Raw genomic sequence first — 25,822 nt, 5'->3', positions numbered from 1 at the left:
CAGCTTCGGCTCTTCGTCAAGGTAATTCTTCGCATGCTCTACGAACAACGTGTCGATGCCCGCCGGTTTGATAAGCGTCACCGAAACGGGCACCTTTTCATTCTTCAATTCGAGGCGCAGTGAGTTCGTGAAGCCCTTCACCGCGTGCTTCGACGCGACGTAAGGACCTTGCAGCGGTACCGCGACGTCCGACAGTTCGCTGCCCAGATTGATGAGCGCACCGCCGCGTTCACGCAAATGCTTTAGAGCCACGCGCGAGCCGTTCACGACGCCCCAGAAGTTTGTCTCGAAGAGCTTACGTTGGTCTTCGAGCGATACATCGGCGATGCGGCCATAGACCGAGACGCCCGCGTTGTTGATCCAGGTGTCGAAGCTCCCGAATCGGTCGATCGCGCCATCGGCGGCGGCCTGAAGCTGGCTTTCGTCGGCGACGTCCGCGGGCGTGTACGCAACTGCGGGCGCACCGTCGCGTGTAAGTTCGTCGGCAAGCACGGCGAGCGCTGTCTCGTCGCGGGCGATCAGCATAAGGCGCACGCCTGCCTTCGCGGCGCGCCGCGCCGTGGCTAGACCAATCCCGCTCGTCGCGCCGGTGAGGACGATCGTCTGTTGATCGAGATGCTTCAATTGGATTTTCATGGCCGGTCCGGAAGTTGGAAGAAACAAGTGCTCGCAGCATCCCTTGTTCCTTGGCTGCGCGGCTGACGGTTTGCGCGTCAGCATGCGGACTGCGTTGACATGGCCTATCGACCGTGACCGGCCAGGACGGGTCGTGCTGGCCTTTCGACGCTTCCATACCGGCCATTCCTCGTCGCGACCCGGAGCGGCGGGCCTTCGCAGACGACGTGAAAACACGGACATTTGGATAACTACCCTTCTCATAACGGCTCGATTTTCCGCAACAACTTCACAAACGCAACGTTGAACACCTTCTTCCGCTTGATCGTTACTCTTCGTCTGACAGCAGCGCCTCCTCGATGTTCGGCGGCGCCACTGTCGCCCATCGGACGATCTGTGAGTCGGCCTTTGCTGACGTTCAGAGGTCGATGGTGGGACGGCCGCTCAAGGAGCTTGACCGCCCGTCCACACAGCGGCGATCTCGAACGACGACCAAGCACGTTCCTACGGAAGACGTTCGCCGTGCCTTCCTCATTGAGCGATGTATTCGCAAGAATTCCGTGTCGAGCCGTTGCGGCATTTGCTTGCGTGACTCAGCGATCAGGCGCTGATATGACTTGTCGATGTCCGACGGAAAAGCGGGATTGTCATCAAGCAAGTCGGTTACCTGATCATATACATATGTCCGCGTTGGCCTGCTGACCTCTTCCGTTTCAATGCGCATAATCGTGTGCATGTGGAATTCGTCGTTCCGGGCCAGCGCGAACAGACCAACGATGGGAACCTTGATCGCTCCGCGCAACATCCAGTAAGCGTCGGCGCGCTCAACGGTCACTCTGATTGCCCGCTTTCCGTCTCGATCGCTCAATAAACGGCTCGCGAAATAGTCCTTCACATCGCTTGCCACGGTCGCGGACGTCCGCACCTCAGGGTTGATCGCGACCTGGTCGGCGCCGAAGAAGTGATGGTCGTTCTGCGCGTCGGTGGCTTTGTTCATTACAGCGACGCCCGCTACTGTCCTCAGACGGTCCGACGTTGTCGATGTCACGATGCTCTTCGAGGCGGACGGATCGACTCGATGATGGATGGGCACGCGTCATACCGGCAGCTACACTCCGGTGTCGGATATGCCGCGACTAGGCGCGTATTTTTCAATGAACCATGGCTTCATATTGCGTGGAGGAACAGCTCAGCGGAGCTGGTCGTCTTTACATAATGAATTTTCCTCTTGCTCAATAGGCCGATATGATTGACAATTGAACAACTCGCATTGACGGAACGTGAATCTCGTTTGCACCTAGCCTATGCTCCCCTCATCTTCTGACCTCATTGAATTCGCAGAGGCAGCTATGGCAGCTGACTATGATCGTGTCCGCCAAGTGGGCCGGAGGCTTTATACAGACTTGGCCACGCGCGACACTGAAGGAGCTAGAGTTCTGAAGCAGGTCCTAGGCCGAAAAGGGGTTCCGCTTCGTGCTGCCGGATATACGGAAACGCTCCCTGTTGATAATAAGTCGCGTCTTCCATTGCTAGAGGTACACGAAACCCCGGATGTGCCGATTTTCCTTGACGAGCTTGGAAAGTCAGCGTTCGAGGCGTTTTTAGCCGACGCTACACATTTCGACAAGCTGGTGGCGCAAGGTATAGCTTCGCGTCTTGCCCTGATGCTTTCTGGCCCCCCGGGTACGGGCAAGACCCTCTTGGCAGGCCACATAGCTGCTCATCTCGGGCGCAAATTTTATGTCGTGCGTTTGGATTCGGTTATTTCGTCGTTGCTTGGGGACACCGCGAAAAACATCCGAAGCATTTTCGATTTCGTTGCGGGGAAGAACGCAGTTTTGTTCCTCGACGAACTCGATGCGATCGCTAAGATGCGCGACGACCGCAACGAACTAGGCGAGCTAAAGCGCGTCGTCAACACGGTGATTCAAGGAATCGACTCGCTTGAGCCTAGTGCGATCGTAATTGCCGCGACGAATCACGCCCAGATGCTGGACACTGCGATTTGGCGGCGCTTCCCCTATAAGATCTCGTTCGGGGCGCCTGAGCGCGATTTGCGGCAAGCATTGTGGTTTCACTTCCTCGGGGACGATCCCGGCTATGAAGTAGCGTCACGCATGTTGGCTCTCTTGTCGGACGGCCTCAACGGCGCAGACATTCAGCAATTTGCGCTTGCCGCCCGTCGCCTCGCGGCACACAAGGATGAGCACGTCAATATGTGGACCCTGGCGTGTTCACTCTTGAATCGACAGGCAGGCTGCGTCGCCAGAGGGGAAGCCGCACCGAACGATAAGCGACGCTTGATTGAGACGCTCTCGCAAGAGCACCGCGTCGCACAAGCTGAAATAGCGCGCTTCCTTGGCGTAACGCGCCAAGCCATTTCACCTTATTTGAAGCCGGCGGACAATGGCAACTGACGCTCGACCTGTTCTCAATCCGGTTTTGACACTGAAGGCGGACTCGCGACCACGATCGGTTACCGGCGGAGGGCTCAATGAATCTCACATCCGCGCCGATCGGCTGGCGCCACAACGCACTCGATTGGCAACGCAACTTCGGGACCTTGCGGATACGGACGTTTCGCTTCATGCCGGGTTAATGCTCGTCGTCGTCGAGATGTTCGACGATTCATACGCACCGACTTATACCCCGTCAGTCATATTCAACGACAGGCATAACGCACATCTGATCGCACCGGTCCCTAGGGGTTATTTGGTTCAGCTCCGCCAGAGTGCATGTCAAGATTTAGCGTCTTACATCGAATCGACAGGCAGAGCCGAGTCACGCGCGATTATTTCTCGAATTAGAAACGTAGAGACCATGTTCACGTCGCCCCTGGCTGGCGGCCAGGACTTCGATGCGCTGTGGAACGCTGCCGCAACGCGCGAAGATGGCCGAATTTTCACCGCATGGCTTACCCCGTTTTTCGATGTAATGGCGCGTGAGAGCGTCACGCAACTAATTAACGCGGCGCAACGAGAAAGCCGAATTCGGCCACTGTCCAATCTGATTGCTATAACGCGTGAGGCAGGGTCGAATGCGGACCAACTGCAGATTCAGACCGCGGCAACGTCGCTAAGCATCGCACGCAGCACGCGCGCGTATCGGCAAGATCCATTCACTCCGGTCGAATTCGTCGCGTCTGATGCAGAAGCACTTCGCCAACTTGTCATAGCGGGCGCGGTTTTTCGCATCGATCCGGTCAAAACAGTTACCGCTGCCGTTGTACCACGAGCGCCGGATCCAGAGCGGCCGGTCCCGAACGAGCAATGGCAACCGATCGTAGGCATTGTCGATGGAGGCCTATTCGCCCAAAGCTACGAGCCGATGGTTGCATGGCGGGCCCCCTCCCTCGTTGCTGACGTCGCCGCCAATCGCAAGCATGGTAACCAAATCACGTCGCTCGTCGTCCAGGGTAGCGCTTGGAATACGCACCTGTCTATTCCAGAACTGGTGTGTCGGGTTGGCATTGCGCAGTCTATCGCGCGAGAAGACGGCGCAGGCGCGACATCCGAAGGTCTGGAGAGTTATCTGCGCGCGGTAATTGGCCGCCACAGCGGCGACACCAAGGTCTGGAACATGTCTTTCAGTGAGCCAGTCTACGGCGATCGCCCGCTTTTCATGAGCCGGTTGGGACATCGGCTTCGCCAAATAGCCCGTGAATATCGCGTGCTACCGGTGGTTGCCATCGGCAATCATGCACCGGAAAACTCGGCGAGGCTTTGCCCGCCAGCGGACTGTGAAGCAGCATTGACGGTTTCAGGCCGACAATCCGACGCGGACGGCGAACCGGGCTTACCTTGCGCCGTAAGCCTGCCTGGTCCCGGTCCCGAGGGACTCTTCAAACCGGAGATCTCTTGGTTCTCCACGCTGAGAGGTCTTGGGGGCGAATTGCTGGTTGGCTCGAGTTATGCCACCGCAATCACTTCGGCCCTCGCTGCCCATACGTTCCACAATCTCAGAGAGCCGACGCCCGACTTGGTCCGAGCCCTCTTGATCAATGCCTCTGAGCGGGACTCCTTTGACCACCGACTTGGCTGGGGCACACCACTTCAAGACCATCGACTACCATGGGTCTGCGCGGAAGGGAGTGTCACGTTGGCTTGGACTGCCAACCTCGCAGCTGGCTTCTGGCACTATTGGGACGACATTCCGATCCCGCCGGAATTTGTCAATGACGGAAAGTTACGAGGCCGCGTTGCCTTGACAGCAATCCTGAGTCCTCTGGTCTCGGAACTCGGTATGGCAAATTATTTTGCTACCCGCGTTCAGGTCGCCCTCCAATATTGGACCCCTGGTGGAAAGGTTGCAAACCTGGCAGCTAGTATGAGAGAGGATCAAGCGGCCGAACTGGAAGCACGTGCATCGTTAGCGAAATGGAATCCAGTTCGCCATCACGTCAATTACGTTGCGCGCGGCCGGGCCTTCAGCGGCACAACGCTGCGCGTCTGTGCACGAATCTTTCCTCGCGATCTTTACCAGTTCGGATACGTGCGAAATGAAGACGTGCCACCTAGTGAAGTCGCGTTTGTTCTTACGCTCAGTGCGCCGGAAGACTCGCCCGACAGGGCTTCGATTTACAACTCGCTCGTCGCCCGTCTCGGAAACTACGTCGAGAGCGCTGTCAATGATATTGACATTGACATCGACCAGTGACAAGAGGTCAGTACGCAAAGCAAGAGAGCAACCTTCCGTGAAGAATTTTCTTTGACGCCAAAGCTTGCACCGTTCTATTCCATATAGAAAATCCGAAGCCGCGTCCATCGAACGATGCGTGAACTCAGAATATTCGACGAAACAACATCTGACTATCTAGCCACATGAGCGACGAGAACTTGGCAGGACCTGAAACGAACGGTGCCGTTTCTGTGATCGAACGCGCTGTTTGTTTATGGATCACAGACAGCCGACCGGACGATGGCAACTCAGTCTTACGGAGCGTCGGCGCGGAACTGCTTACCTCAAAAGGTGACTTCCGTCAATCAAACCAGGATTTAGTCGCCTTCGTTCGAATTCCTGAGCAACGGAGCGTTCGCGCACCGTTGTGTGCGGCAATTGTTGCCGACGGAATGGGCGGCATGGTCGACGGCGACGGCGCTTCCGCGCTGGCCGTCAGCGCCTTCATTGCGTTCTTGACCGCAGGCGATGTATCCGGAGGAATGAAGAAGCTGCTGGTCGGTGCCATGGATCATGCCAATCTTCGCGTGCACCGAAAGTATGGCGGCAGCGGCGGAACGACACTCGCTGCGGTGCTATATGGGAAGCAAGGGACCACGGCTATACACGTCGGAGATAGTCGAATCTATGGCATGCAGGCTACCACCACGGTGCGTTTGACGGTGGATGACACGTTGGCAGAGCAGCTCCGATACGCCAAAGGAAGCAATGCTGCACCTGATGTTCCGAACGAGCGCGACAATCGGCTTGTCCAGTTCGTCGGTATCGGACCGAATCTTGAATCTCACGTTGTCGACCTAACAGGCCGCGACGCCGAAGAACCCTTTGACCACTTCTTGTTGTCGACGGATGGAGCTCACTACATTGGGGATGAACTGCTAACGCAGATTCGTCATGCAGGACTGGATACGAAGAGTCTAGGGCCTCAGCTAGTGGCGCTTTCAAGGGCATGCGGATCCACCGATAACGCGTCACTCGTCGTTGCTCCCTCTCGCGTTGCGATGGATTTTGATTCAGGCAAGAAGGCGCAACTCCTCGTTGATATGCCGGGCTGTTCGCTATGCATTAACGTCGCGGACTCTTCCGATTTGGTCGACCGCAAGCAAGGAGCCGACGGGCGGCAAGTCCAGAAAGTCGAAGTTGCTGCGCTCGACAACTCGACCCCGACCACGGAGGACGGCGCTGGACGCCCGCCTGCGCGGGTAGAAAAAGCTAAGGAAAGGAAAAGAAAGACGCCGACGGGTAAGAAAGCCAGCAATGAAGACCAAGTTTCTCTTGGGTTCGTTGAAGACGAAGATACGAAGGCTGCGTCGAAGCAGCGCGGCAAGATGGATGGAGAGGGCGAAAATTGAAGATACCGAATCGATATAAAGTGTTGGGTCCTCCTAAGGTCGGCGGATTTGGCCAAGTTACGATGTGCAAAGACGAGGTCTTGGATAGAACGGTCGTCGTCAAACAGATTTTGCATCCGATGCATATCAGCCGGATAATAGACGAGGTTGTGGCGCTGCAAGAGGCGAAGTCGAGGCATGTTGTCGAAATTTACGACGTACTTGTGAGCGACACGGGCGAGGAGCTTTCTATCGTCGAAGAGTTCCTATCGGGTGAGGACCTAAGTTCGTTTGACTTTGATTCAACTAACCCAACCGATCTTCTGAAAGCGCTGTTCCAAATCGCAACGGGGTTGCGCGATATGCACGCTCGTGACGTGGTGCATCGTGACATCAAGCCCGATAACATGAAATTCGATTCGGAAGGCTACATCCGGATATTCGACTTCGGGCTGGCCAAGACGGCGTCGTTGCCCGCGGCGACAAAGAGCCTGTCGGGAACACCGGGCTATATGGCTCCAGAGTTGTTCTCTTCTTCCTACATCGACAAGCCCGTCGACATTTACGCCTTCGGCGCTTTGATTTTTCGCTTAGTGTCGAAGGCGGTTCCTCCAAACGCTCGTCCGTGGCCCCAGCCTCCGGTTCCCTTGCTGCCGCATCAGGGTATTGAGAACTTTGGTTTTGACAATCCGCGTTTGTCACCTTTAGTAAATGCGTGCCTGTCGTTTGATCCGGGTTCCCGCCCTACTGCTGAGTTGTTGAGCAAGACTTTCGAACGAGAATTGCTCTACGGGCAGCATCGCGCGACGCTAGTGTCGGGACCAAATGTCTTCACGTTGAATCAGATTGCTAAGCCTGTCGCTGCGTCACATCAGGGTAACTCGATACAAATCATTTACGACGGAATCGATTTCGTTGTCACGGCCACGTCAGGGGATGCCTTCGTCAATAACTTAAAGGCACATGTTGGAATGATCCTGCCCGACTCGGCCATCATTACGTTAGGTTCAGCAGGTGCTCGACGTTTCGTACCATTCGACGTCAGCCACCCGGAGGTGAGAATATGAGCGAAAACATCTATGCTGCAGGGGCCGTGATTGCCGGTCGATATGAAATTGAAAGTTTCCTCGCCGCAGGCGGTATGCAAGAAGTCTATGTAGCGAGCGATAGGGTCTTGAAGCGTCGAGTGGCGTTGAAAACCCCAAAAAATGATTCCGCGAGCAAGAGGTTTGAGGGTAGCGCAGTCTTGAGCGCACGCATAAGCCATCCGTTTGTTGCAAAGACATACGATTACCTCGTTGACGAAGACCGCGCACATCTGCTGGAGGAACTTGTTCCAGGTGGAAATTTAGAGGTCGCACTTGAGAAACATATGCCGACCCCCGATCCCCACATTATCGCTCAGTGCTTGCATCAGCTCGCTAAGGCGCTTCGAGCGTCTCACGCCGTCGGGGTTGTGCATAGAGATTTGAAACCCAGTAACATCGTCATTGATGGTTCGCGAGCCGAACTCAACTTCAAGGTAACCGATTTCGGAATCGCAAAGTTGACTGAGGAAGAGTTGGAGCGAGCAAACAAGACTCCAGGCACAATTCTCAACAGTTCGACTATGTTCGGCGCACTGCCTTATATGAGTCCTGAAGTTATCGACAATCCTCGCAAGGCTGGAACTGCTTCGGACGTCTGGGCGCTGGGAGCGATTATCTATCGTATGCTTTCTGGCGTGGCGCCCTTTGGCGAAGGACTGAAGGCGATTCCTAAAATTGTCTCAGGCAAACCTCCGAGCAAGCCAGAGCCTCTCCCTCATCTCACCCAATTCAAGCAGCTTTCAGCTGAGATTTGGGAAATCATCAAAGATTGCTTCGAGATCGATGTGAATAAGCGTCAGACCGCCGCGACGATCGTAGACCGGGCTTCAACGCTTTGTTATAGCGTTCAATCAAGGATGATTGGCCAAATAGCGAACTACCCCGCCGGTGCGGGTGGCAACTTCGGTTTCATCGTCGCTGATGGAGTTCAGTACTTCTTCCATCGTGACAGCTTTTTTTCGCCGGCCGTTCACGAGGGCCAGCGAGTATATTTCTCGGCGCATCCGGGAAGACCGAAGAACCGTGCTCACCCGATATCAGCATTACTTGATGAAGCTTGAGCGGCTAAGTCCCAACAATGGTGTCGATCGGCATAGGGTGCACCCTCAGGCTACACCCCAGCCACACCACCCGACATTTGCGGGTCACCGGGCGGTTCGGGAAGTTGAGGTTATGAGAGGCGGGAGACACCCAGCCGATCGAAGTCGGCGGGGGTCAAGACGCTATTCAGGAGCGCTCGTCGCTATATTGCGCCACCAACGGCGGCTGTTCGCACCCACTTGTTGCGCGACCGCGAGCAGAGCCCCCGGCGCGGGACGGGCCGGTAGATGGCGACTGGAGCGCAACCCATAGCCGCCCTTCGCTGGCGGCGGCCCCAATGACCGCAAAGGCCGAACAGGGAGCAGTGCCGCCCTGCTTTGCTTTGCTTCGCCGGTCCTGTTCACAGCGGTCGTCCACTCAGGCTGACGACGTTCCAACGCAACTCTGCGTCGATCCATCGACTGCCGGAAGCGACGTATTTCAATGCGCTCAAGTTCGCCGACGCCCGAATAGGCGTTCAGTCCGCGGGGCAACGCGGCGCGCGCCACAGTAACGCGTCCAGTGGACTGATATTATTTCGCCGCACCCGTTGAGTACACTTTTGTTCCGTCTTCGCCGATGTCATCCCGCCGCCCCTCCTCTCGAACTGCCCGTTCGCTGTTTCGAAAACCTCTCAGCAAAGAGATGTTACTGCCCCTCCCTTCGTCAGCGGCACGGACCGTCGCATTATCGAACCACTTGACGTTCGCGGCGTGTCAATCCGGCGCTGGATCGGCGTGTCTCTTCAATGAGCTTGTCCAACTCCTCTACGTCACTTTCTTTGTGCAAGATGCGGGCTATGGGGACACGGATTTAATCATCTATGCACGCGCTGAAGCGGCTCTCGAGCGCGGCTTGCAACGCGCCGAAGTCGAGCGACTGTGGGAACTTGAGGCGGCCGAGCTACCGTTGTTTCAAGCGGTGCTTCAACAGGCCGACCGCCAACTAGCAAGCGCGCCAAAGTACGTTCATGCGGATGCACGAGACAGGCTCAAGCGGTTTGCCGCCAGCGGGCGCGCCTCGCCGCTCAGGTCCGCCGCGTCGCGCCACTGACGGCGACAAGGTCATCCAGTAACGAACGCGCCATCACCTCGCCCCTCCCGCGATTCACGAGAGTCGTTCACGTGGACGACGGCCGATATAATAGTTGCCGGAATCTCACGCATTGCACCGGAGTTCTCCTATGAGTCAAACCCGCGGACCAAATGCGGGATATCGGGGCAAGCCAAACAGTCGGCGCCAACCTCATCACCTGACGAGCCCCAGTCGCGCAGCACGAGGCCAACCTCCTTCAAGAGCGCTTGACGACGGGCCCGCGCAGGCGTCCATTATCAAAACTCGTTCGTTGAAATTCCTCGTCGATGCAGTCGGCGCGGAGAATATTGCTTTGGCACTTGAGTCCAGCTTGGCCCGGATCGCAGAACTGCTGCGAGGAGAGAGATTCACGCCCGAGACCGCGTTCCATATGGAAACGACGCTTGGGCTACCGTCCGGCTTTGTCGACCAATCTCATCCACTTCTTTCGTCGGAGACGATTGCGCGCCTGAAGGCGCCGCTCGAGTTCGTCCATACGGAGGAGATCAGCGATGAAGGTGACGTCGGGGGATCACCCGTCCTTCCAAGTGCGCAGAAGCCTTCGCTGCTTGCCAGCAGTTTGTCCGAGGACACGACAATGCCGTCTAAGAGTTCGAAAGAAGCGTCGGGTGCGCCCAAGACCCGCGCCCAAAAGTTTGCAAAGCGGGCAAGCGGTCAAGCTCCCGGAGCAGGAGATTCGCCCAAATCGCACCCATCGCATCAAGCGGCCGGGCGGAAGCAGGCCCAAGCAAACGGCGGTGCGACAGTAGAGAGCATTAGGCAGGCCAACCTTCACGTTCTCACCACACGCAACGGTTCAAAGGTCAAGCTTGGCGCAGTCTTGGGTCTGAGCGGATCGAATATGGCGCACCGACTGCACGGAAAGAAGCGCATGGATGATGCTGAAGCCGAGCGCTTCATCGCGGGGCTTGGTCTGCCAGCGGAGTGGCTCGACACACCCCGCGCTGCAGCCGAGATTCCCGAGTCCGTCGCGCTGCTGCTGGCGCCCGCATCACGCGTGCGCGCGCCGGGCCAAGCACCCGCACCGACCGCCGCGGCACCGCATGAGGACACCCAAGCCACCGCCGCTCCGACCGGCGAGGTCGACCGCGCCCTGCCCAGCTCTGCGAGCGACCCGAACAGTGAAGCATTGCCAGCCGATACCGCGGGCGAGGACGGCGGCGCAGCGCGCGTTCACAATGAAAACGTCATCAGTTCATCCGTCACCCGCAACGACGGTTTCGTCGAACGCGCCGGGCCAGGAACGCCAGCAGTCATCGCCGCACCGCCGGAGTCCATGCCCGCGTTCTCGATGGCAAAGCCCACAGCCACGCCACCCTCCGCCACCTTGGAAACCAGCTTAGCCGGTCTTGATGGAATCGCACCGATCGCAGAGGCGCTCTTGAAGACGCTCGCCGGCAAGGCACGCACCGGTCGCTTGGACGAACTGAAAGCGTTGGAGCTATTGCAACAAGCCGTCCTGCTATAACAGGGACGTCCGGAACTATCGTCTGGCCACGTCGGTAACAGGCGGGGATCGAGCTGACGACCGAACAGTTGCATTGGCTGCTCAACGGCATCGACATTGACGCAGTGCGCCGCCATCCGATGCGGCCGTACCGTGACGCGAGCTGGATGCCGATATCCGTGATCTGCTGCCCTTCAAACTTCAACCACACAACTCTCTTGGGCAGCCGGCATCCGGCTAGAATATCGCCTTGGTTTCGACTCCCGCGACAACCGGAAGCTCTCTCATGACCAAGGCGATCCGTCAGGCCGTCAGCATCGCGCCGGGCCACAACAAGGCTAGCCTGTCCCGGGGACAGAAGGCATTCAACACCCTGATCAGACAGCTCGAGAAGCGCCGTAATCGTCTGCGGGCGTGGGAGACCGTCATGCCGGCGTTCCAGAAAAAGTACATTGACGAAGTATTGCCTCTCGAACGGGAATCGACGGATCTGCACATCAAGATGGTTTATCGGCTCGATGGTGCCTTCGACCAGAAAGGACTGACCAAGGCCGAGCGGCGCACCATCTCGGAGCTGATCGCCGGCCTGGCTGGCGATCTGATCGAGGAAAGCGACGATGCGCAGTTGAAGGTCATTTACAACAGACATAGCCAATCCGACTACGATAGCGAAGCGGCGGCCGAACTCGAGGATATGAAGTTGGCGCTCGAGGCAATGCTCGGCGTTGAACTGGGTGACGACATCGACATGAGTTCGCCCGACGAAGTCTTGCAGCGCGCGCATGCCAGAATGGAAGAGCAGCACACGCAGGAAGCAGCCGCAAATCAGGCTCGGGAAGCACGACGCGCCAAACGGAAGAAGTCGGCAAAACAGCTCGCCGCGCAAGCCAAGCAGGAAGCAGAGCAGGCAGAGTTGAGCCAGTCGATCCGCGAAGTTTATCGAAAACTCGCCAGCGCTTTACATCCTGATCGCGAAGCGGATCCTCAGGAACGCGAACGCAAGACCGGGCTGATGCAGCAGGCCAACCAGGCTTACGGCAAAAACGATCTCCTGAAATTGCTGGAATTGCAACTGGAGCTCGAGCACATCGACCAGCGCGCCATCAATGACATCAGCGAAGATCGACTAAAGCATTACAACAAGATTCTCAGGGAGCAGCTCGGCGAACTGGATCAGGAAATTCTGCACGTCGAGGCCGGCTTCAGGCATGCCTACGGAGTTCCTCCATTCGTTGAAGTATCTCCCGGGACCGTCTTACGCAATCTCTCGAATGACATCGTCGGGCTCCAGCAAAGCATGCGTGATCTGGAAGCAGATCTGCTTGTGTTTGAAGACCTCAAGCAATTCAAAAGCTGGTTGAAGCACCTGAAACGTCGGCAGGCAGCCCTCCATTTCGACGAGATGCCATTCTGACCACTCATGCGTTTCGCATGAATATGCCCGTTGCGGGGTGAATGGAGCGCTTATGCTGACCGCGAACACACTGCGGGCCGTGGACGAAGGACGACCGGACGGCAGTCGGCGGCTCGGCGCGAATCTGACCGGATCGTTGAGGTGCTCGGCGAAGCGCGCGGGCAACGCGTCATGATCCGTTCTGTGCACGAGGACGGAACCGAGCGGCGCACGGCGATCAAGCTCGTGAATCTGTTGCCGTTGGACAGCCAGCTTTTCTGACGAACAGGGCGGAGCCTCCTCGCCCCGATTGCCTTACGCCCCGTTGACTGCGTCCTTGAACGCTTTGCCGGCCGTGAACTTCACCGTTTTCGCGGCAGCAATCTGAACCGTCTCGCCAGTCTGGGGATTCCGGCCGGTCCGCGCCGCACGCGCGCCGGTGGAGAAGCTGCCGAATCCGATCAACTGAACCGGCTTCCCCTCGGCCACTTCGCGCGAGATCGTGCTCACAACGGCGTTGATCGTCTCTTCCACGGCGGCCTTGCTGGTTCCCGCCTGTGCGGCGACCGCGTCGATCAGTTCCTGCTTGTTCATTCGGCTTTCCTCTTTGGAATCGACTGTCATCTTACCGGACGCGGGCGAGCACCCAGGTCAACGCATGTAACGATTGATACATCCGCACCTTTGCCTCGACGCGCCTCATGCTGACGTGGCTACGCTACGGCTTCGGCACCGACGACGCGCGGAAACGCCTGTCGCGCCGACGCGAACCGTCTGTCTAGCACTCGATCTCCGCAGTTCGCTTCACAAAAGGGGCACAAAAGGCAAAGTAACGCCGGATGTGTTGCCCGGTAACGCGATTCGGAGTTGCAGGCCCCGCGGAACGACGCAAGCCGACCAAAATCAGCGACGTCTCAGCGCTTTCCATGCGTGATAAGTCGTATTAGCACGCATGCGTTTAATGCTGCGCTTTGCTCTTGCTGGCAAACGTCGGAGAGCGGAATCGGTTCGCGCATAGATTCATCTAATCCTGATAACTCGTATTATCACGCATGAGTTTAATGGCGGTGGCTTGCCACTGGCGACTAGGCGTCGGAGCGAGTTCCATTCGGCAGTCCATCGGCCTTACTCATAAGCACTACATATCGACCTCTCTAGTAACTCAATGGACGCGGCGAATCTACGCCGCGCGGCGCCCGTCGCTCGCTCCGACGTCGACCTGTTTCCGGGCGAGCTGTTCGACCTCAAGCTCAAGCGCAGGCAGCCGGGCAATTTGGACGGGAAGCAATGCGTAGGCGATGCGCAGCTCATGCAGGCGTGCCCTCCAGTAACGAACGCTTATTGGCAACGGAGCTGATGTCGCACGCGCTGCCGTCACCACTTGCCGTATATGAGCGAGTTCGCGATCAGCTTCCAGGGAGGTCCGCTTGAGCACGCCGGGCGACGTGCCGGGGACGTGACGTTTTCGGTCGACTGCGGTTGTCTTCATACGCTGTGCATCTCCTGATCAGTTTAGACCAGCGTATTGAGATTCTCGGGACGTCAAGGAAGAATGCGGGCGTGCAACCGGCCGGGCTTGGGCCCTGGCTGCGAACGATCGGGCCGTGCCGGATTCACGCACAGAAGTGCGCGACGCCCTAGGGGCTGCATCAGCCGAAACCCTTCTCTTTCCTTCTTTTCTAGCGCCGGGCGGCTTCCATGCATGTGTGCAACGCTCGCGCCACAAGCGAATTCGCATTGCGAATCAGGCTTCGCACACAGTCGTCCACCGCGGACTTCGGCACACGACTGACGAGCGCCGCCGCAACGAGGGCATCGTAGGCATCGATGACGTCAGTCACCGAGATTTCGTAGCCGTAGCCGGCCTCCATCCAATGCAGCGCGGAGACGGCACACTCCATCGCGAACTGCGGCTGCGTCGTCTCGTAATCTCGCGCGGCGCGAATGAGCGTTTTCGGATCGGTGGGACTCTGCCTGGCCAGCGCGACCGCCTGATCGAATAGGCCGGCGTCTTTTGCGGCGGCGAACCACTTGCCTTCCGAGCCAGGCTCGCTCCGAATCAGGTCGGACAAGATCGTTTCTTGCGGTCTTTCAGGATATTTTTTTACGATGCCCCGGAAGGTTGCGAGGTACGTCCCGGCACGATTCGCGGAAATGGCATAGCGCTCGTAGGCTTCGTTTCTCATCCCGCACCCGAGAAGAATCGTCTCGCACGCTCGCGCGATCGCGTGCTCGGGCGCGTTCAACCCTCGACTCGCTTCAGCAAGACGAAGGGCATCGCCCGGACGTCCGAGCGAAACCAGCGCGTCAACGGCCCAGCGTCGATACCACCAGGACTTCAGCCGATCACGCTGGGCGAGCTCAACAAGCTCCTCGAAGCGGCCGGCAGTGAGAAGCGCACTCAAGCACGGCACCGTACCGACGAAGTAGTTGAAGCCTTCGGCCTGAAGCACGTGCGTGACAAGCGGCACTAGCCGATCCGCCCATTCCGACGCCAACTCGGGCGTCACGCACAACGTGCCCCAGTGATCACCCAGATGCTCGATGTAGGGCATCTGATCTTCTTGCAAGGCCTCGAATAGCCTATCCAGCCAGCGCCGGCGCACAGCAAGCGTCACGTCGGCCGCTATGATCACCGGCACAAGCATGTCGATCGTGCGATTGACTGCACTGCCCAGTGCGCCCGAGGAACTATCGACCTGCTCGAGTGAGGGTGATAGCTTTTCGAGGAGGAGAACGGCCCCTTCGGCCGCGAGCGCGCGATCCGTACGCGCGACGGAACGAATCTCAGACACCGCCTCCTTCAGACGTTGAATTGGTAGCGACGATCGCCACCCGAACCCATTGCGTCTAAAGCGTGAAGCAAATTTCCATTGAGGTGAGGGCATAACAGTCACGTTTCATCAACAGGGTGCACTATCGGAGCCGTCTCGATCGAGTCGGTGCGATACTTGAACGGGTAGTTGAGGTGCGATACCCCGTGGCGCGTGCGCATCATTTCATCGGTGGTTTCAGGGCTCGGCCAGCATCGTCCCTCGACAGGCGTCGGACCCGCAGCGACACGCATAGAGCCGCTTGAGCGCGGCAGATTTTCGCCCTTCCACAAAAAGCCGATAGTCGATAAACAACTCTTCGCCGGGCGCGATGTCGCGCAGCGCGCGGAAGAACACCCGGCTGCCGTCTTGCTCGGTCTCGCAGTTCGGCGCGCAACTGTGATTAATCCATCGCGCCGAGTTGCCGCCCTGTGCACCGTCGATCACGCGCCCGTCGTCGAGATCGAAGTAAAACGTGTGGCCGTCTCCGGCGGCCGAGCGCGCATACTGGCGCTGCGCTTGTGCCCACGACACCCGCTTGCCCTTGTATTCCAGGATTGTCTCGCCAGCACCGATCTGGGTGAGCGCGAATACGCCGCGTCCGTGGACCGGCGAAGAACGTACAACGATGCGGCGCATGCTTTTGCCCTTCTCTATTGCTGTGACCCGGTGAGCGACACGATGTGCCGCCGCGGCATCTGCCGCATGATACGATCGGCGCACGCCCGTCGATACCCCTATGCCTTCTTCCAGTCGCATCAATCGCAAACCGCCCCGCAGTACCCTCATGCGGTACGAGGATCGCATCGTTGAGGTGCAGGGCGAAGCGCGTGCCGACGGATCATGATCCGCTCGATTCATGCGGACGGCACGGAACGTCGCACGGCCGTCCAGCTCATTAGCCTGCGGCCGCTCGATGCGCAACTCTTCTAAGTCGGCGACGTGACGGGCGCCGCCCTCGCTCAGGCTTCGTTGACGGCGTCCTTGAACGCCTGGCCCGCGGTGAATTTGACGGTCTTGCCTGCCGCGATCTCGATCGGCTCACCGGTCTTCGGATTGCGACCGGTGCGCGCGGCGCGTTCGCCGGCCCCAAACGAGCCAAAGCCGATCAGTTGAACGGCATCGCCTGCCGCCACCGTCTTCGCAATCGTCTCAAACACGGCATTGATGGCCTCCTCGGCGGCGAGCTTGCTCGTACCGGCTCCGGACGCCACAGCGTCAATCAGTTCCTGCTTGTTCATTAACACCTTTCCTTTCTGTTAGAGGACAAACCCGATCATACCGAACGCTGGCCACGCATCGGATCGCGGACCCTCTGCTCTCTACGAGTCTGCGTCGGTCACATCCAAGTCGAACAAATCCGAAGTCGCGCTGCGCGCGTCAAGCAGCTCAGGCAAATCACCCTCTCGGACCTTGGCAAGCGTCTGCGGCGACAGCCAGATTTCCTCCATGGCCTCGATGCCCTCTTCGATCATCCGCTGCAGAAAGAACGATTGTTTGCGCCCCGTGGCCTCGGCCAGCACCCGCAAGCGCTGCTCGATGACGGGGTCGATGCGCACTGCTACCACCCGCAACTTGTTCTCTGCCGATCTTCTCATCTGTTCGCTCCGTTGGCCGATCACGCGCATGGTGCGCCTTCGGCATTGGATTGCGCCTACCCGCCGACGCGATCCGATCATTATTTACGGACGACCTTTCACGCTCGCCTTTTTGCCGGCCGCTGCCTTTCGGGCGACTCGCCCCGAACGGTCTTCGCGAGCGGGCCCGCGCGTCGACGGCCGCGCCGCAGTGCGCAGCGACTTTAGCTGGTCCTGAAGCGCGTGATGGGCCGCTTCGAGCGCGGCGAGCTTGCCTTGCAGCACCCCGTTCTGGTGGCGCGTGTCGCCCTGGTGCGCCTGCAGCGCGTCGACGGTGCGACGATGCTCGGCCTCTCGCTTTTCCGCCCGCTTGGCGGCCTCGGCCAGTTCTTTCTGCGCCTTAGCCGTGGCGCTGCGTTCGCGATCGATTTCCAGGAGCGCGCGCTTCTCGGATGCCCGTAGGCGCTCCTCGGCACGGCTGGCGGTTTCCCGTAGCTTCTCCAGGTCGCGCGAGAAGGTGTCGCGCACTTTTTCGAGTTCCCGCTCGCGCGTCACCGCTTCCTCAGCAAGACGCTGGATCTGCGCCTGCAGCGCCTTACGCGTGGCGGCCTCGTCCGCCTGTTGCCGCTCTAATTCCCGTATCTCGACCTGCGCCGCGAGCAGTGCCGCGGTGCGTTGCTCGAGCGCCGTTTCCGTGCGGCTCAGCTCCTCCCGGGCCGTGAGAACCTCTCGCTCAGCCTCGGCGCGCTGCGCTTCGACTTCGTCGCGCAGCGACGTCAGTTCGGCCTGGGCAGACGTCGCCGCGCGCGTCCACAGCGTCCCGATCAGCGCGCCCGCCGCTTCGCTCAGGTCCTTGGGCAAGTCCGGATGTTCGATGCGCACCCGGCTCTTCTCGCGCAACTCCGCCCAGAACTCGCTCAAGACCGACGCCGGTGTACTCATGGTGCCGCGCCGGACCAGGTTGTAGAGGCGATTCGCGGTCGGAGCGACGCCGAAGCGAAAGAACAGCAACGCGCAGACCTCGCGATAGAGCTCGCGTGTCTTGGGAAATTCGACTTTGAGGCGTTCGATGTCTGCCGCTAGGCGGGTTTCATCGGAAAGGACGTCGGACATGAATAAAAAGGCCTAAGCAATCACCCATATTACAACGTAATTCGCAATGTATCTAACTTCACGACGCTCGCGATTTGACATTAACAGCATTATGTTGAGATATCTCGCTGCCAGCTGACAAAAATCAACGTGCCTGAAAGCCGTCTTCCGCCACTCCGCCTCCACGGGCGCTGCAGCCGACACCGTTAGAATCGCTTGTGATACCGGGCGATTTCGACGGCGCGACCGGTTCGAACCGGTCTGTGACCGGGCGCCCACAAATCGCGGCCGACAACGATCTGGATGCGATCCGCGCCTGGTTGTTGCGCTTTGTCGACACCAAGACCACGTTCGAGAACTACCGCAAAGAGGCCGAGCGGCTCCTGCTCTGGTCCGTCGTCGTGCAGGGCAAACCTCTTTCTTCCTTGACGCACGAGGACTGCCTGCGCTATCAGCAGTTTCTAGCCGACCCGCAGCCTGCCGCGACGTGGGTGGCCGGCGGCGGTCGCAAGCATCCGCGCAGCGACACTCGCTGGCGCCCCTTCTATGGCCCGCTGTCTGCATCCAGTCAACGTCAGGCGACCGTGATCCTCAACGCCATGTTCTCGTGGCTGGTGCAGGCCGGTTACTTGGCCGGCAACCCGTTGTCGCTCTCGCGCCAGCGCACCCGACATGCCGCGCCGCGCATCACCCGCTATCTGGAGCCGAGCGTCTGGCGGGAGGTCAAGGACTTCATCGCGACGATGCCTAGACAAACGGACCGCGAGAAAGCCCACGCGTACCGCGCCCGATGGCTGTTCACGCTGCTCTACCTCGGCGGGCTGCGCATCGCGGAGGTCGGCGCCAACACGATGGGGCAGTTCTTCGTGCGACGCGATGCGGACGGTGCGCTGCGCTGGTGGCTCACCATCCACGGCAAGGGCGACAAGCAACGGCTGGTGCCGGCCACGCGCGAGATGATGATGGAGCTCTCGCGTTATCGACAGTACCTTGGGCTAAGCGCCCTGCCGTCGCCCAGCGAAGATACGCCGCTCGTGCTACCGATCGGCGCAACATCGTTTAACGAACGGACCGAGACCTGCGCCCCGCTGACGCGCGCATCGCTTCACGCCATCGTCAAGGACGTGTTTGCCCGCGCCGCGGCCCGCCTGCGGGAGCGCGACGATGGCGCCAGCGCGCGAGCCGATCTACTCGAGAAAGCGTCCGCGCATTGGCTCCGGCACAGCGCCGGCTCGCACATGGCCGACCGCAAGGTAGACCTGCGCACCGTGCGCGACAACCTTGGACATGCATCATTGACGACGACCAGCATCTACCTGCATGTGGACGACGATCGCCGCCATCAGGAAACCGAAGAGAAGCACCGGGTAGACTGGTGACGCCAACCGAACAACGCGCTGTGCGTCCCACGCCAGACACGTCCGATTCCCTCTAAGTGATCGCAACACCGCTCATGAAAGTGCTTGTGCCAGAAGCGCAGATCTCTGCAGATAAGCAGACGCTAAGCTTTACCCTCCATTGGCGCGGGCAAACCGTGACTTGCGTGGTGCCGCGCAAGTGCTTAGAGGTGTTCTTCTGGCTACCACGCGATGCGGACGATGCTCACATGGTGAGAGTATTTGGGAACGGGTTTGCGCGCATTGAAGCGGCCGCACGGCGTAAGTTGCTGGCGCATCCGACCCAAACCCTCCGACTCACCCACGCGGACTTTTCCAACTCCTGATTGCTTCGTCCCTTGAAGGCCGCTCGCACCTGGCGTTGATGCTCGCGGCCGCTTACGTGCGCGGAAAAGCCAAGACCATTAGTTGCTAGGTGCTTACTCATGGCTAGCCGTCCAGTAGGACAGCTCCGTCGCCGGCGCCGCAAAAAAACTTCGACTAGAGCTGACATCGGCGGCATATCATCTCTCAGCTGCCTACGTCGGCCAGCGAATAGGCGGGCGAAGCGGTCCTTCTCAATGAAAGAGCGCTTGCCAACGATGCGTGGCGTCGATGAACATGCGAATGATGTCTGGTCCCCATAGGTAGGCGTCGAACAGAAAGATCGAACCAATGAGTGTGTACCACAGGCGCTCGATGCGGCGCAGCCGACGGCGTTGATACAACAGCTCTTCATTCGGGGCTCTAGTTTGCTCATGCGACGCCGACGCGATCTCATCCATGATGTCGGTCACGCGCTCCACTGCAGATGTCGTTTCCTCCATCGTCTCGCCGGCCTTTGTGGCAAGTTCGGTGCCCGCATTTTAGCTTCACACGAACTCCAGCACGAAGTGTGCGACGATGGCCGCGCCGGTCGCGAGCGTGGCGAACCAGCTCAACACACGCACCGTCCAGTGCGCGACGAAATCGCCGACGACTTCCCGCTTGGCACCGAGCAGCACGAGGAGCGCGAGCACCGGCGTAACCGTCATGCCGTTGGCCACCGCGCTCCAGTACAGCGCATGAACGGGCTCGACGCGCAGCACCGCGAGCACCATCGCCGCCGCTGCGCCGAGTCCCATCACGCCGACGAGCAGCCACGCGATCCGCCGGTCGCGTTGTTCGCCGCGCGGCCAATTGAACGAACTCGCCACAGCCTGCGCCGCGGAGCCCGCCAGGGGCGGCAAGGCCAGCAATGCAGAGCCGATCAGCGCGACCGCAAGCACATGGCTCGCATAGCCATGCGCGAGCGGCGCCAGCACACGCGCCATGTCCACCGGCTCGCCTACGGGCGTCTTTTGCATGAGATGCAGCGTCGCGGCCGCCGCGATCATCATGCACAGCGCGGCCGCATTTGAAAGCGCGGTCCGCAGCAGCGTGTCGCGACGAATCTTGCGCATCTGCCCGTTTAGCGCCTTCTGGTCTCGACGGCCGCCGTCCCGCACCTCCTGTTCGGCCTGCGCAAACATCAAATAAGGGCTGACGGTGGTGCCGAGCACGGCAATCAGCATCGTGATGTAGTCCTCGTTCCAGTCCACTCGCGGCACGAACGCGCGCATGAGAACCGTCTGCCAGGGCACTTCGACCGCCACGATAACGCCGACATACGCTAACATCGCGAGCGCCATCCACTTCACGATCCGCGCGTACCGTGCGTACGGAACGAGGCATTGGAGGGCGATCGACGCAGCGCCCGACAGCAGTGCGAGCCATGCAACGGACCCACCGATGAAGACGTGCAACGCCACGCCCATCGCGAGTAAATCGACGGCGACGTTGAACGTGTTGGCAAAGAGAAAGCGCGCCACCGCGAAGAAATAAAAGAGCGACGAGTAGTGCGCCCGCATGTTGGTGGTCAAGCCGCGCCCGGTCACTACCGCGACGCGCGCCGCGATGAGCTGCAGCGCAACGGTAGACGGATACGACAGCACGCACATCCACAGAAGGTCGAATCCGTACCACGCGCCTGCGAGCGTGTAAGTCGCGATGCCGCCCGGGTCGTTGTCCGATGCGACGCTCGCCAATCCCGGCCCGACGTCCGCGGCCCACGAGTGCGCCGCCCGCTTGCTCGCGCGCGCGCTTTCATCCGCTAGCTGTTTTTTCTGATGAGTGACCATCGCCCAATCCGCCAACGCGATTGACGGAGCGGTCCGCATGAAGCGTTCCTCCCGGCGATGATGCAGTGCAGCGGCATACAACGGCTACAGCGTTGAGTGGGCTGTGGGCTCACGTCTTCATAGTCGAAAACGCGAGAATCACGAAGTTCAAGGAATACCACAACATTGCGGCTCAGGCCGCGGCATATCGGCCATAGAAATATTGCTTATACCGCAGTCGGCCAAGCGGCCGGACCGCTTGCTCAGGCAGTCGGCGAAATCAAGCGCGACGAGACGCGCGTCAGGTTGCGGTCAGACTGTAGTCCGGACGGCCGACGACCGCACGCGCTATGGGCAGGGTGATCCGACGTGGTCGGCCGAACCCGACCCACAAGGGAAGGTCAGTGTTCCGCATAACGGACATTCAACCTGAATGAGATTGCCCCCGCGCGATGACAGACCGGGCAGCAACCCGGCGCCGGGAAATATTGCGTCAAGGAACGCCTGTCTTCATCGCCACGGGCCCCGACGAGATCACGTTTTTTATGGGTTCCTGCTTGACACTGCGGGCGCTGCCGACCGGATGGCCGAGGAAGCGTTAGAACGCTACCGGGAAGCGCGACGGCGCAATCAGCCATAGCGCGGCCGACCGGCAGCGTCTTCGCCGGATCTTAGGAGACTGCACTCCCCGGCTCGTCGCGAATGACGCGCATCGAGTTGACCATCCGGGAATGGAGGCACCGGTCGCGCTCCTCGTGTATCCATGCGCTCGTGTGCTCGTCGAAGTAGTGCTGCACGACGCCGGTGCGTCGACTATATGCGGATCAAGAGGTCGAATTGCATTGGGATTGTGAAACACCTGCAATCCGTCTTCGAGCGTCTCCGCATGTTAGCCCCGAGGCAACATGCTGCCGCGAGGCTTTCCACCAGGACCGCCCCAGGTCGCCGCGACAAAGCCAAGATTTTGACTCGCTTGGGCCATCGCCTCGACCTTTCCCCATGTGGCGGTACATGAGAACAGAACGGCGCTCACGTCCCGGTACTCGTCGGTGTTGAAAATTCCGAGGGGCACCTCCGCACCGCTGTCTTTTTCCACGAACCCGAGCTTGACGCTCGGTGGCCCGTCAGGATATCGCTCCGGATTCTTGCAGTACGCAGTTTCATCAACGTAGTCGTCGTACAGGACAGCACGAATGGCCCGATCGTACTGGTACTGAAAATCTGGCTGCTCGAACGGAGCAATTGCCAGCACGAACGGCCGGGTCTTCACGTGGTCCAGCCTCACGTAACTCTGCGCATACTTCTGCGCCTTGGCACGGATCGCGTTTGCCAGGCGGATCATAGCCTCCCTGTTCAACGGCCAGAAATCCTTCGCCGCGACCGCCTCACCGATGGCCACTTTTTTCTCCCATTCCGCCGGCTTGCCAACAGCTGCGTTTGCCGTCGTTGCTTCGACGATGAAATCTCCGAACTGGCTTTTCACATGAAAGTCGGGCGACGCGTGTGCCCAGTTCAGTTCGAAACCGTAGATGTTGAACAACGCGAACAGATAGATCTCCCAGAACGAGGAATTAAACGTCGTCTGGAACTCCTTCACGAACTTGCCGTCGCGGTCGGGGAACCCTTCGAGCCAGCGCTCAAGCTCCGCTCGCTCGACATGCATCGAAGGCGAGATGATGCTCTTAAAATTCGCATGCAACTGATCGTCCGCCACAAGCGGCGAAAAAATATCCATGTTTGCCCCAATAATTACCATTCACCGGCTCACGTGGCCGCGCCGAAGATCGCTCGCTTCGTCGCAGCATCGACCGTCAGTAGCAGAGCGGGAACCGTCAGTCGCTGTCTCCCAAAGGGCCATTGGCCCAATCAACGTCTTCGCCTGAATTCAAGTTTACGTGTACAAGAACCACAGCCGGTGGACGCAAAGTTCGAAAAACCACGGGGCAACCAGCCCGCTGTATTGCGTGTCACTGCGTAGACTGGGTATGATGCTCGCGAGTACGTAGCTTAACTGGCAAGGCGCGGTCGGCACAGCCGACCGAGATCCTGGTTCGAAGCCGGGCGTATTAGTTACGACACAGCTACACCTCTCTTGGCTTCAATCAGCTTTGCTCTGGTTCGAGCCGTTGCTGTCTGCACAATATCTACATACAGTCCGCCGTTCTTGTATCTTTCAGAAGCGTAGCGCGTGTAAGCGACATAATCATTGGAGAACTTGTCGATCAGATCACACAGTTCCGTGACTATTTCTTCGGTACGCTCCGTCGCCCACTCGATTTTTTCCTGTGTCAAAATACTGATATATTTTCGGACAAAGTTGGCAAGCTCTTCCACGTGATGTGCCGCCCTCTCGATATGATCGCTCAGGGTGTTCGCCCGACCGATTTTTTCCAAATGATCGGTATATCCGTTTAACGTCTGCATGGCTTTGAGTGCGGGATAGAAAGGATTTCCCCTGTTCAGCAGGAAATCATTTGAGTCGAAAGTATTCATGCTCAACAATCGACGCCTATCTCCGATCACTTCTTTTGCGTCATCAATCAAGGTCAAGCATTCGCTATATGTTTGCAGAATCCGATCTAGCGCTAAATACTCAATGAGATATTCTTGTCGTGCGGAAAGCACCTGGGACAAACTATAGCCCACGAAAATAAGGCCGAAAATTACCTCGCAAGAAGCTAGGACCCTCGAAATTCCGATTGGTGTTATTTCTCCAAATCCCAGCGTGGAAGCCGTTACGATACTGAAATAATAGTAATCAAACCAATCGAGTTTCCTCGAGTGGCTCAGCCCATTTGTACTATCAAATTTGGTTAAAAATCCATATGCGACAGCAAACGCTGAAGTCGCAACCAAAAATATCACGGTAAGCCACAATATTTTCTTTAACGTCTTATTTTCTTTTGCTGGTTTCGCTTTTTTGTTCGGATTAGTGTTCATATATGCGCTCGATGGTGACGGATTTCCTTTTGAGCCGAGGGTCTAGCGTCGCACTTTCTGGCCGCTTTCATGACGGTTTCTCACGCAGAGGAAGCAAGATCGTGCCGGCATCGGCCGGAGCCACCGATATCGGCACACCAACTCTGCAATTTATTTACCGAGCTTTTTTCGCCTTTCTCAAAACTGCATTGATCGGTTGACAGCGCGATTGTCGACCATCTACCAGCGTCTGTCGAACGTCGGCTCATGGCCGGCAAGCGCCCGCTCGCCGACCGACCTGCGTTCAGACTTCGGTTTGCTCAGTGGCGCTTAGGCCTATGCCGCTTCCCCAGGTGGATCTAGCGCTACATTAATCGTCGCAAATACGTTCTCAAGCTAATCAGCAGCCTTTCCTTTCTCTGTCTCTTTTTTTCTTCCCGTTTTTGCTGTCGGTCGTTTCTTTGCCCGCGGCTCGGCTTAGGACGTCGGTAAGGACTTTGAATACATCAACGCGCATGGTCAATCGCTTCAGTTGACTGCCCTTCAAATAGCCTTCCGCTCAGATCCTCGGATAACAACTCTTTTGCGATTGTCCTAGATTTTTCGAACGACTTGATCTCGACAAGAGCTCTTCTTGCAATCATATAATTTGATCTTCGTAAATATATCCGATGTAATTTCTTGAAATCCTCAGTCAGCGATCGATATTGTCGGAGCAGGAACCAAGCTATTGCTTCGATAAAGATTAAAAGTTCAAATGGGCGAAGCGCCGCGAAGGCATATTCCCAGGCACCCCCTGTTTTTGCGGGATCTGTTATTGTATATACAAAGACTACCATCCCCAGAAAAGCCATCGCCACTCCAGATACCAATAAGTATAACGAACTGCCATAAAATCTTTGCGCGGTAGACCAAGCATTTTTTGCTTCCGTAAGAAGTGCTTGATCCACTGAATCGTCGAGCTCGTGACCAAAAATATGTGATGTGGAGGCAGGCCTTCGGACTTCTTTCACGAAGAGGTCCGGTAAGCGTCGCAACCGTTAATACGATCATGACTATTAACGCCCGTTGGTAGTCTACCTGTATGTTTATTCCGGACCCAAGTGTTGGCGCGTCGCTTTTTGTTTTTATCAAAGTGTATATTTTGGTGAAAGAGACAAGCGGGCCTAATGAATATCTGG

24 protein-coding genes are annotated in these 25,822 nt (G+C 58.3%); 10 read left to right on the top strand and 14 right to left on the bottom strand.

The features are described from left to right. Both QCE79_RS32210 and QCE79_RS32205 read right to left on the bottom strand, forming a co-directional pair. On the bottom strand, nt 1-636 hold a 636-nt coding region (locus QCE79_RS32210; RefSeq protein ID WP_309851244.1), incomplete at its 3' end, for an SDR family oxidoreductase. 397 nt (nt 637-1,033) lie between these two features. Continuing rightward, on the bottom strand, nt 1,034-1,612 hold the full coding sequence (locus QCE79_RS32205) for a hypothetical protein (protein ID WP_309851242.1): 579 nt from the start codon (nt 1,610-1,612) through the stop codon (nt 1,034-1,036). A gap of 352 nt (nt 1,613-1,964) precedes the next feature. Between QCE79_RS32205 and QCE79_RS32200 the strand changes: the two genes are divergently transcribed. From QCE79_RS32200 to QCE79_RS32165, 8 genes are all read left to right on the top strand, one after another. Next, the gene (locus QCE79_RS32200) at nt 1,965-3,032 is read left to right on the top strand and encodes an ATP-binding protein (protein WP_309851239.1); all 1,068 of its coding nucleotides are present in this window, start codon (nt 1,965-1,967) and stop codon (nt 3,030-3,032) included. 403 nt (nt 3,033-3,435) lie between these two features. Next, nucleotides 3,436-5,271 (top strand): S8 family peptidase, encoded by a 1,836-nt coding sequence (locus QCE79_RS32195; protein WP_309851236.1) that lies wholly within the window; start codon nt 3,436-3,438, stop codon nt 5,269-5,271. 164 nt (nt 5,272-5,435) lie between these two features. Then, entirely contained in the window at nt 5,436-6,644 is a 1,209-nt protein-coding gene (locus QCE79_RS32190) for a protein phosphatase 2C domain-containing protein (protein WP_309851233.1), read from the top strand. Next, complete coding sequence (locus QCE79_RS32185) at nt 6,641-7,690, top strand: serine/threonine-protein kinase (protein ID WP_309851231.1); 1,050 nt, start codon at nt 6,641-6,643, stop codon at nt 7,688-7,690. Before QCE79_RS32190 ends, QCE79_RS32185 begins: the two co-directional genes overlap by 4 nt. Further along, nucleotides 7,687-8,772 (top strand): serine/threonine-protein kinase, encoded by a 1,086-nt coding sequence (locus QCE79_RS32180; protein ID WP_309851228.1) that lies wholly within the window; start codon nt 7,687-7,689, stop codon nt 8,770-8,772. The genes QCE79_RS32185 and QCE79_RS32180 overlap by 4 nt, the downstream gene beginning before the upstream one ends. Before the next feature lie 718 nt (nt 8,773-9,490). Next, the gene (locus QCE79_RS32175; RefSeq protein ID WP_309851225.1) at nt 9,491-9,844 is read left to right on the top strand and encodes a hypothetical protein; all 354 of its coding nucleotides are present in this window, start codon (nt 9,491-9,493) and stop codon (nt 9,842-9,844) included. A 292-nt stretch (nt 9,845-10,136) separates the two neighbouring features. Then, nucleotides 10,137-11,354, top strand: coding sequence for a hypothetical protein (locus QCE79_RS32170; RefSeq protein WP_309851222.1), 1,218 nt, complete (start codon nt 10,137-10,139; stop codon nt 11,352-11,354). A 265-nt stretch (nt 11,355-11,619) separates the two neighbouring features. Further along, the gene (locus tag QCE79_RS32165) at nt 11,620-12,747 is read left to right on the top strand and encodes a J domain-containing protein (RefSeq protein WP_309851220.1); all 1,128 of its coding nucleotides are present in this window, start codon (nt 11,620-11,622) and stop codon (nt 12,745-12,747) included. A 294-nt stretch (nt 12,748-13,041) separates the two neighbouring features. Here QCE79_RS32165 and QCE79_RS32160 read toward each other — a convergent pair whose 3' ends face one another. The 7 genes from QCE79_RS32160 to QCE79_RS32130 all read right to left on the bottom strand — a co-directional run bounded on the left by QCE79_RS32160 (nt 13,042) and on the right by QCE79_RS32130 (nt 18,229). After that, a complete protein-coding gene (locus tag QCE79_RS32160) occupies nt 13,042-13,350 on the bottom strand; it encodes an HU family DNA-binding protein (protein ID WP_309851217.1) in 309 nt (102 codons plus the stop codon). A gap of 556 nt (nt 13,351-13,906) precedes the next feature. Next, nucleotides 13,907-14,215 (bottom strand): hypothetical protein, encoded by a 309-nt coding sequence (locus tag QCE79_RS32155; RefSeq protein WP_309851215.1) that lies wholly within the window; start codon nt 14,213-14,215, stop codon nt 13,907-13,909. Between the two features lie 190 nt (nt 14,216-14,405). Further along, entirely contained in the window at nt 14,406-15,614 is a 1,209-nt protein-coding gene (locus tag QCE79_RS32150; RefSeq protein ID WP_309851213.1) for a hypothetical protein, read from the bottom strand. A gap of 123 nt (nt 15,615-15,737) precedes the next feature. Next, on the bottom strand, nt 15,738-16,178 hold the full coding sequence (locus QCE79_RS32145; protein ID WP_309851210.1) for an SET domain-containing protein: 441 nt from the start codon (nt 16,176-16,178) through the stop codon (nt 15,738-15,740). A gap of 323 nt (nt 16,179-16,501) precedes the next feature. After that, complete coding sequence (locus QCE79_RS32140) at nt 16,502-16,780, bottom strand: HU family DNA-binding protein (protein ID WP_309851208.1); 279 nt, start codon at nt 16,778-16,780, stop codon at nt 16,502-16,504. Nucleotides 16,781-16,861: 81 nt separating this feature from the next. Continuing rightward, nucleotides 16,862-17,137 carry a hypothetical protein gene (locus QCE79_RS32135; RefSeq protein ID WP_309851280.1) on the bottom strand — a complete coding sequence of 92 codons (276 nt, stop codon included), beginning with the start codon at nt 17,135-17,137 and terminating at the stop codon, nt 16,862-16,864. Nucleotides 17,138-17,221: 84 nt separating this feature from the next. Beyond that, nucleotides 17,222-18,229 (bottom strand): DNA-binding protein, encoded by a 1,008-nt coding sequence (locus QCE79_RS32130; protein ID WP_309851206.1) that lies wholly within the window; start codon nt 18,227-18,229, stop codon nt 17,222-17,224. Nucleotides 18,230-18,426: 197 nt separating this feature from the next. Between QCE79_RS32130 and QCE79_RS32125 the strand changes: the two genes are divergently transcribed. After that, on the top strand, nt 18,427-19,587 hold the full coding sequence (locus QCE79_RS32125; RefSeq protein WP_404989451.1) for a tyrosine-type recombinase/integrase: 1,161 nt from the start codon (nt 18,427-18,429) through the stop codon (nt 19,585-19,587). A gap of 74 nt (nt 19,588-19,661) precedes the next feature. Next, nucleotides 19,662-19,931: a DUF1488 family protein gene (locus tag QCE79_RS32120; RefSeq protein WP_309851203.1), complete on the top strand. Its 270-nt coding sequence runs from the start codon at nt 19,662-19,664 to the stop codon at nt 19,929-19,931. A 231-nt stretch (nt 19,932-20,162) separates the two neighbouring features. Here the strand turns inward: QCE79_RS32120 and QCE79_RS32115 are convergent, their stop codons facing one another. The 5 genes from QCE79_RS32115 to QCE79_RS32095 form a co-directional block, all read right to left on the bottom strand. Continuing rightward, on the bottom strand, nt 20,163-20,390 hold the full coding sequence (locus tag QCE79_RS32115; RefSeq protein WP_309851201.1) for a hypothetical protein: 228 nt from the start codon (nt 20,388-20,390) through the stop codon (nt 20,163-20,165). 66 nt (nt 20,391-20,456) lie between these two features. Next, on the bottom strand, nt 20,457-21,782 hold the full coding sequence (locus QCE79_RS32110; protein WP_309851200.1) for a divalent metal cation transporter: 1,326 nt from the start codon (nt 21,780-21,782) through the stop codon (nt 20,457-20,459). An 829-nt stretch (nt 21,783-22,611) separates the two neighbouring features. Beyond that, entirely contained in the window at nt 22,612-23,457 is an 846-nt protein-coding gene (locus QCE79_RS32105) for a hypothetical protein (RefSeq protein ID WP_309851197.1), read from the bottom strand. Nucleotides 23,458-23,792: 335 nt separating this feature from the next. Beyond that, nucleotides 23,793-24,662, bottom strand: coding sequence for a potassium channel family protein (locus QCE79_RS32100; protein ID WP_309851194.1), 870 nt, complete (start codon nt 24,660-24,662; stop codon nt 23,793-23,795). 485 nt (nt 24,663-25,147) lie between these two features. After that, nucleotides 25,148-25,654, bottom strand: a complete 507-nt coding sequence (locus tag QCE79_RS32095) for a hypothetical protein (protein ID WP_309851192.1) — start codon at nt 25,652-25,654, stop codon at nt 25,148-25,150. Between the last annotated feature and the right edge of the window lie 168 nt (nt 25,655-25,822).

This window comes from Caballeronia sp. LZ003 (assembly GCF_031451465.1).
Classification (GTDB): Bacteria; Pseudomonadota; Gammaproteobacteria; order Burkholderiales; family Burkholderiaceae; genus Caballeronia.
The sequence above is the reverse complement of the archived record's forward strand: the minus strand, read 5'-3'. Positions and strand labels throughout refer to the sequence as shown.